6 protein-coding genes are annotated in these 7,445 nt (G+C 71.3%); 1 reads left to right on the top strand and 5 read right to left on the bottom strand.

Features of this window, described 5'->3' with window-relative positions; translation table 11 throughout:
• Positions 1-4: 4 nt before the first annotated feature.
• The 5 genes from wecB to ACFWBW_RS39705 all read right to left on the bottom strand — a co-directional run bounded on the left by wecB (position 5) and on the right by ACFWBW_RS39705 (position 5,374).
• Positions 5-1,132 carry a non-hydrolyzing UDP-N-acetylglucosamine 2-epimerase gene (gene wecB, locus ACFWBW_RS39725; protein ID WP_385384098.1) on the bottom strand — a complete coding sequence of 376 codons (1,128 nt, stop codon included), beginning with the start codon at positions 1,130-1,132 and terminating at the stop codon, positions 5-7.
• Between the two features lie 4 nt (positions 1,133-1,136).
• Complete coding sequence (locus tag ACFWBW_RS39720; RefSeq protein WP_385384096.1) at positions 1,137-2,393, bottom strand: nucleotide sugar dehydrogenase; 1,257 nt, start codon at positions 2,391-2,393, stop codon at positions 1,137-1,139.
• Positions 2,393-3,172 (bottom strand): WecB/TagA/CpsF family glycosyltransferase, encoded by a 780-nt coding sequence (locus tag ACFWBW_RS39715; protein WP_385384093.1) that lies wholly within the window; start codon positions 3,170-3,172, stop codon positions 2,393-2,395. Before ACFWBW_RS39715 ends, ACFWBW_RS39720 begins: the two co-directional genes overlap by 1 nt.
• Entirely contained in the window at positions 3,169-4,338 is a 1,170-nt protein-coding gene (locus tag ACFWBW_RS39710) for a hypothetical protein (RefSeq protein ID WP_385384090.1), read from the bottom strand. Before ACFWBW_RS39710 ends, ACFWBW_RS39715 begins: the two co-directional genes overlap by 4 nt.
• Before the next feature lie 436 nt (positions 4,339-4,774).
• On the bottom strand, positions 4,775-5,374 hold the full coding sequence (locus ACFWBW_RS39705; protein ID WP_385384087.1) for an acyltransferase: 600 nt from the start codon (positions 5,372-5,374) through the stop codon (positions 4,775-4,777).
• 334 nt (positions 5,375-5,708) lie between these two features.
• Here ACFWBW_RS39705 and ACFWBW_RS39700 point away from each other — a divergent pair, with 334 nt between their 5' ends.
• Positions 5,709-7,235 carry a cellulose binding domain-containing protein gene (locus ACFWBW_RS39700; protein WP_385384084.1) on the top strand — a complete coding sequence of 509 codons (1,527 nt, stop codon included), beginning with the start codon at positions 5,709-5,711 and terminating at the stop codon, positions 7,233-7,235.
• Positions 7,236-7,445 lie beyond the last annotated feature (210 nt).

The raw sequence follows: 7,445 nt of genomic DNA, 5'->3' as shown, positions 1-7,445 counted from the left end.
AGCGCTAGACGACGGGCGCGGTGCCCGGGACGAGGTCGGTGGGCCGCGGCCGGGTCGCGGCGCTCCCGCCCTCCAGGAGCACCTGCGCGATGCGCTCGCTCGCGCGGCCGTCCCACAGCTCGGGGCAGCGGGGCGCGGGCGGATCGTCGAGCACCCGGTGCACCGTGGCGGTGATGCGGTCGGGGTCGGTGCCCGCCAGGACGTTGGTGCCCTGCTCGACGGTGATCGGGCGCTCGGTGTTCTCCCGGAGGGTCACGCAGGGCACGCCGAGGGCGGTGGTCTCCTCCTGGACGCCCCCGGAGTCGGTGAGCACCACGCGGGCGGAGTCCTGCAGGGCGATGAAATCGAGGTATCCGGCGGCCGGCACCAGCCTGATCCCGCCGGGTACGCCGATCTCGGCCAGCCGTTCGGCCGCCCGGGGGTGCACCGGCAGCAGCAGCGGGCAGCGGCCCGCGATCTCGCCCAGCGCCTTCAACAGCCCGCGCAGGGCGTCCGGATCGTCCACGTTGGCCGGCCGGTGCAGGGTGACCAGGCCGTACCCGCCGCGGGTGAGCCCGTAGCGGTCGAGGACGTCGGAGCGCCTGGCCCGGTCCAGATTGGCGAGCAGCGTGTCGATCATGACGTTGCCGACGACGTGGATCTGGTCCTCGCGGTACCCCTCCGCCCGCAGGTTCACGGCGGCGTCGGGGGAGGGGGCCAGCAGGTAGTCGCTGAGCCGGTCGGTGGCGACCCGGTTCACCTCCTCCGGCATGCTCCAGTCCCGGCTGCGCAGACCCGCCTCCACGTGGGCCAGCAGCGGCCCTGCCTTCGCCGTGACCAGGGCGCAGGCCAGGGTGGAGTTGATGTCCCCGACCACCACGACGGCGTCCGGGACCAGCTCTTCGAGCAGCGGCTCGAAGGCCTCCATCACCCGCCCGGTCTGCCGGGCGTGGCTCCCGGACCCGGCTCCCAGATAGCGGTCGGGGGAGCGGATGCCGAGGTCGCGGAAGAAGACGTCGTTCATCGACTCGTCGTAGTGCTGGCCGGTGTGGACGAGGACGACCTCGGCGCCGCGGCGCTCCAGGGCGTCCATCACCGGCTTGATCTTCATGTAATTGGGCCGGGCCCCGGCCACGCAGATGATTCGGGTCATGGCCTCAGAGAACCTCCACCGTGGGTCCCGACAGCCGGTTGCGGCAGTCGAGGATCAGCGACGCGTGCTCGGTGATCAGCGCGTAGTCGAAGGAGTCGTGGTCGGTGAGCAGGACGACCACGTCGGCGGCGGCCAGCTCCTTGCGGGTCACCTCGACCCGTGAGAGCCGGGCGTCGACCTTGACGCTCTCCACCACGTGGTGGTCGGCCGCGCGCACCTTGGCGCCCATGTCCAGGAGCAGTTGGGAGACGCGCACCGCCGGAGATTCCCGGGCGTCGCCGGTGTTCTTCTTGTACGCCAGCCCCAGCAGCAGGATCCGGGAGCCGTTGACCGAGCGCCGCTTGGAGTTGAGCGCGTCCATGACGCGGCGCGCCACGTACTCGGGCATGTGGCTGTTGATGTCGTTGGCCAGCTCCACGAACCGGAAGTTCTGGCCGAGTTCGCGCTGCACCCGCCACGACAGGTACGAGGGGTCGATGGGCAGGCAGTGGCCGCCGACACCCGGGCCCGGGGTGAACTTCATGAAGCCGAACGGCTTGCTGGAGGCGGCCTCGATGGTCTGCCACACGTCGATGTCGAGGTGGCGGGCGAACATGGCTATCTCGTTGACCAGGGCGATGTTCACGTGCCGGAAGGTGTTCTCGAGCAGCTTCGCCAGCTCGGCCTCCTTGGGGGAGCGCACCGGCACCGTGGTGTCGACGAGGCCCGCGTAGAAGGTCTCCACGGCCTTGAGCGAGAGGGGGTTGACGCCGGAGACCACCTTCGGCGTCTGCTGGAATCCCCACACCTTGTTGCCCGGGTCGATGCGCTCGGGGCTGTAGCCGAGGTGGAAGTCCACGCCGGCCGTGAGGCCCGAACCGTCCTCCAGGATCGGGCCGAACAGCTCCTCGGTGGTGCCGGGGTAGGTGGTCGACTCGAGCACGACGGTGGCTCCCGGCCGCAGGAAGCGGGCCAGGGTGTGCGCGGACTCCTCGATGTAGCGCAGGTCGGGGGCACCGTCCTGCAGGGGGGTCGGAACGGTGACGACCGCGACGTCGAAGCCGCCGCAGTCCCGGGCCTGATCACTGGCCTGGTAGGTGCCCAGTTCCAGTGCCCGGCCCAGCCGTGCGGAGGAGACGTCCTCCACGTACGACTCGCCGGCGGCGAGGCTCTTGACCCGCCGCGCGTCCACGTCGTAGCCCACCACCTGGTGCCCCACCTCGGCGGCCCTGATGGCCAGCGGAAGGCCGACGTATCCCTGTCCCACGACGACGACGCGCATCAGTGACTCCTGTTCGCGGAACCGGAAGGCGGTGTGGACGGTGTGCGGCGGATGAGTTCCCGGACCGTCATGAGGAGGAAGGCGGAATTGGTGGTGACGTAGCGCTTGCCCAGGCGGCGCGGTTCCTGGAGGGTCCGGTAGAACCATTCGAGCCCCATCCGCTGCCAGACCAGGGGGGCGCGCTTGGTGATGCCGGCCAGGATGTCGAAGGAGCCGCCGACACCGTGCACCACGTGGGCGCCGGCGCGCTTGCCGTAGCCGGCGGTGAAGATCTCCTTCTTGGGCGAGGTCATGCCGAGGAACAGCATCCGGGCGCCGCTCGCGGCCACCGCGTCGGCGATCTCGCCCTGTTCGGAGTCCTCGAAGTAGCCGTTGCGGCTGCCGGCGACGCGCAGTGCGGGGAACCGCTGGGCGATCCGGCCGAGCATGAGGTCCAGCACGTCCGGCGTGGCGCCGAGCAGGTAGACGGGGATGTCCGCGGTCTCGGCCGCTGCCAGCAACCGCATGAACAGGTCGATTCCCGCGACTCGTTCGGGCAGCCGGACCCCGAGGACGCGACCGGCCCACACCACGGCCTGGCCGTCGGCCATGACGAGGTCGCAGCCGGCGACCGCCGCGGCGAGGCGGGGGTCGCGGCGCATGTTGACCAGCTTGGCGGCGTTGACCATGCCGATCTCGATCTGTTCACCGCGCCGCACGGCGTCGAGGCAGCGCTGGACGGCCTCGTCCATGGTCAGGGGGTCGAGCGCCACTCCGAAGAGGGACTGTCTGTGCTTCATCTCCCGAGCCTCCCGAGCCAGGCGTGGAGCAGCCAGCCGAACTCGTAGGGCCTGCACTCGCGGTCCACCGCCAGCGGGCGGAAGATCCGGTCGAGCGGGGCAAGCCGGGCCCGCGGGGCGACCCGGGTGGTGAGTCCGCGGGCGGCGCGCACGGCCTTGGCGGGGTCGCCGCGGTAGACCTTGCGCCAGGTGACCCCGTACTCCTCGCGGATCATGGGCTCCCGCGGGGTGCCGTCGGGCCCGCTGATCTCGGGCACCTCCGTCATCCAGCGCAGACCGCGGCGGATCTGCGCGCCGAAGTCCGTGCCGCCCGCTTCGGCCAGGTCGAAGAGGGCCGTCGGGGCCATGGCGTGCTGGTGCACGCTGTAGACGGGGTAGCCCTCCACCACGCCGCCCGTTCGGGCGTCGTAGTGCCACCACCACTGTCCGCCGTCCCCCTGCAGGGCGCAGATCCGGGCGGCGCAGGCGTCGGCGGCGGCGAGGGCCTGCGGGTCCGGTGCGCTCGCGTGCAGCCGGGCCAGCGCCTGGAGGGGATACGTCTGGTCGGCGAAGCAGGCCACGTGGGAGCGGTAGCCGGAGACCAGCCCCGGGCCGGTGGCGTGCGGGAACAGCGGGCCGTTCCCGACCCTGGCCGCCAGCAGGCGGTCGCGGGCGGCCGCCAGCCGGTACTCGACGTCCACCGAGGTCCGGGCCGCGGTGAGGGCGGAGAGCACCCAGGCGGCTTCCACGGTGTACTGCGGACGCCCGGGGACGTCCAGTTCGGCCACCCTCGCCACGGCGTCCGCGAGCTTGGGGTGGCCGGTCTCGGCCGCGGCCCAGGCGATGAGCGCGGCGTCGCCCAGGTTCGTGACCGCGGGCAGCCGCTCCACCAGGAGCGCCGTGAACTCCCCGGCGCTGTGGCCGCCGAAGAGGGCGCGCTGGCGCTCCTCGGGGAGGAATCGCGCGCCCAGTGCGGTGATGGCCGCGTACCGGGTGCTGGTACCGCGCCGTTCCACGCGCCTGGTGCCTTCGGGGGAGACGGTCCCCACCCGGGTGAAGACGAAGGTCTCCGCGCCCGGCAGGTACATCTCGGGCAGCCCCGCCTCGGCCAGTGCGAGCAGCCGCTCGGCGAGGGCGTGCAGCGACGGGTCCTCGTGGGCCAGTGCTTCTAATCGTCTGGCGGTCACCGGTTCCCCACCCCGGTTCCCCGCGCGCCCTGCTCGCCCTGTATGTCCGAGCTGTAGCCGTACGGCTCCAACACACCTACCCCCTCTGAAATCGTTCCTAGGGCAGACCCGGCGGTCGTCGTCCGGCGGAGGGGACTGCGCATGACGGTGCGCGTGCCGACGGTGTGATCCCCCCGATGGCACGAGCGCTCCGGGCCCGCTGGATCCCCCTCCAGCGAAGTTCCGGATCGGGCGCGCGCGGACGGCGGCGGCGGACGGGCGCATGGTCCTGCGCCGGCCGTCACCGTGTCCGCGATTGCCCTCGTCGTGTACAACCCCCCACTGAACACAGCCTGTTGCCTGCTCAGATCCCGTGTACAGGGACAAGGTATGCCCAAGGATGTTCATTGATTGTGGTTTTGAGGAAATGCCATTGACTCAAATTGCCGACGTTGCGTCAGGTGCGCTCGGCCAGCGTTCCGTCGGTCTCGTCGTGCAGGGCGCCGGTGCGCGGGCACTCCCAGATGCCCGGCTCGCCATTCCGTTCCACCAGGCGGACACCGGCCCGGCCCACCCAGCCGATGCGCCGGGCGGGCACTCCGGCCACGAGCGCGAAGTCCGGTACGTCCCGGGATACGACCGCGCCGGCCGCGACGAGCGCCCAGCGTCCGATCCGGACCCCCGCGACACACACCGACCGGGCTCCCAGGGAGGCTCCCTCGGCCACCACGACCCCGGCCGCTTCCCAGTCGCCGCCGCGCTTCTGCCGGCCGTCGGGGTCGACCGCCCGCGGGTAGAAGTCGTTGGTGAGCACCGCGGCGGGGCCGATGAACACCCCGTCGCCGAGTACGGCGGGCTCGTAGACCAGCGCGTAGTTCTGCAGTTTGACGTTGTCCCCGATCCGTACGCCGGGGCCGACGTACGCTCCGCGCCCCACGATGCAGTCGCGTCCGAGCCTGGCCTCCTCCCGCACCTGCGCCAGATCCCAGATGGTGGTCCCCTCCCCGAGTTCGGCCGTCTCGTCGACCTGGGAGGAGGGTTGAATTCGGACACTCACGGGGCGGTCCCCTTACGGCTCGCGAGGCGTTCGGATGTACGTCGCATTGAGGTACGGAGGGAGCATATGCGGCATCGGCCCCGCTCGTGCCGGAGATCAACCGACTGTTCACGCGGTGGACTTGGTGGCACCACGGCCGTGGGGGCGGCCCGGCCGTCTTAAGGTCGTCCGATCGCTTCCTTAAGTGGAACCTAAGGTTCGCGATCGCCGCCTCGAATCGATCAAATGTCCGTTTCGGAGCGGCTAGCGTGCTGCCGCACCCCGGAAACCCCGGGACCTCCCAGAACCCCGAACTCCCCGAACTCCCCCCGAGCAATTCAGAGGCAGGCACGCGATGGGCAGCACGACCGGTCACCGGCGCAGGACGAGCACGAAGGCGAAGGCCGTGGGAGGGGCGGCGGTGGCGGCGCTGATCGCGGCCGCCGCCTTCACCTTCACGGGTACGGCCCAGGCCGCCTCGGTCGGCGCGGCGTACATCAAGTCGAGCTCCTGGAGCGGTGGTTACACGGGCACGTACGTGATCACCAACAACAAGAGCCGGACGCAGACCGGTTGGACCCTGGAGTTCGACCTGCCCGCGGGCACGACGATCGACTCCCTGTGGAACGGCTCGCACACGGTCAGCGGCCGCCGCGTCACCGTGAAGCCGGCGGCATGGAACAAGGAGCTGGCCGCGGGAGCCTCCGTGACGGTCGGCTTCGCCACGAGCGCGAGCGGGAACCCGGGCGATCCGACGGCCTGCCGGATCAACGGTGCCAAGTGCTCGGCGGACCCGGGCTCGACACCCCCGCCGGGCGGCCGCCCCACCACCGCCCCGACCGCCGCCCCTTCCGCCGTGCCGACGCCGAGGCCGACGGCCGGTACGAGCGCTCCCACGACCCCCAAGCCCACGGGGCAGCCGACCGGGCCCGGCCGCCCCACCGCGACGGCCACCGCCCCGACCCCGCCCCCGACCGGAAGCCCGGCCGGTGCCGCGCGCTTCGCGCCGTACGTCGACACCTCCCTCCACCCGGCCTACGACCTGGTCGACACGGCGGCCAAGACCGGCGTGAAGGAGTTCCACCTCGCCTTCATCACCTCCGGCGGCGGCTGCGCCCCGCTCTGGGGCGGGGTCACCGAGCTCGGAAACGACAAGGTCGCCGCACAGATCGGCGCCCTGCGGGCCAAGGGCGGGGACGTACGCGTCTCCTTCGGTGGCGCCGCCGGGCACGAACTGGCCCTGAACTGCCGCTCCGCGCAGGAACTGGCCGCCGCCTACGGCAAGGTCGTCGACCAGTACCGGCTGACCAAGGTCGACTTCGACATCGAGGGCGCGGCCCTGCCCGACACCGCCGCCAACACCCGCCGCGCCCAGGCCATCGCCCTGCTCCAGGCCGCCCACCCGGGGCTGGACGTGGCCTTCACCCTGCCCGTGATGCCGGAGGGGCTCACGCAGCCGGGCGTGGCCCTGTTGGCGGACGCGAAGAAGGCCGGCGTGCGGATCCACGGAGTCAACATCATGGCCATGGACTACGGCCCGGCCTACAGCGGTGACATGGGCCGGTACGCGATCCAGGCCGCCACGGCCACGCAGGCCCAGATCAAGGGGGTGCTGGGCCTCTCCGACGCGGCGGCCTGGAAGACCGTCGCCGTCACCCCGATGATTGGCGTCAACGACGTCACGAGCGAGATCTTCACCCTCGCAGACGCCACCCAGCTCGTGGACTTCGCGAGCGAGAAGGGCATCGGCAGGCTGGCGATGTGGTCCGCGACCCGCGACAAGCAGTGCCCGGCCGGAGTCGTGAGCTACGCGGACGCGACGTGCAGCTCGATCCTCCAGCAGCCCCTGGCCTTCACGAAGGCCCTCGGCGCCTTCCGCTAGGCCGTCTCTCTCGGATCTTGTCGGTCCGGCATGTTCGGAAAGAGACGGCCTGGGCCCTGTCCTTCGGATCATGCCGGACCGGTAGAGGCCGAAAGGGATCCGCGGTGCACCCTTTGAGCTCGTAACACGATCATGAGTCGGGCTTGTTGAGGCGTCGCCAGCAAATGAGGCTGCAGGCGAGGGAGACGAATGCGTCGTGGAGTTCGGTTC

The organism is Streptomyces sp. NPDC059957 (assembly GCF_042730015.1).
In the GTDB taxonomy this organism is placed as follows: domain Bacteria; phylum Actinomycetota; class Actinomycetes; order Streptomycetales; family Streptomycetaceae; genus Streptomyces.
This window is presented reverse-complemented; position numbering and strand designations above follow the sequence as displayed.